The organism is Cupriavidus sp. SIMBA_020 (genome assembly GCF_046535395.1).
Lineage (GTDB): Bacteria > Pseudomonadota > Gammaproteobacteria > Burkholderiales > Burkholderiaceae > Cupriavidus > Cupriavidus campinensis.
The window spans coordinates 1-251 of sequence record NZ_JAWRWU010001233.1 but is presented as its reverse complement, the minus strand read 5'-3'; the positions used below and the strand labels follow the sequence as shown (position 1 = coordinate 251).

At 65.7% G+C, this 251-nt stretch carries 1 pseudogene; it reads left to right on the top strand.

The window, feature by feature from the left end:
- Nucleotides 1–12: 12 nt before the first annotated feature.
- Nucleotides 13–251 (top strand): annotated as a pseudogene (locus tag SB751_RS33460) (glycosyl hydrolase); the annotation flags it as partial.

The following is a 251-nucleotide window of genomic DNA, read 5'->3' as shown; positions in this document are numbered from 1 at the left end:
ATGGAGAGCAACATGCGGGACACACTCTGGCCGGCCGCCGTCCTGGCGGCGACCCTCTGCACCAGCGTCTATGCGGGCAACGCCGATTTCAACTCACCGGGCGACGCCGCCGACGCATTCGCGTCGTCCGCCGCGCAGCGACGCGCCGACCTCCTCGTGCGCAAGATGACGCTCGACGAGAAACTGCAGTTCATTCATTCGCAATACGAAATGTCCAAGGTGCCGGGCGGTGGCGCCGGCTACATCCAGGG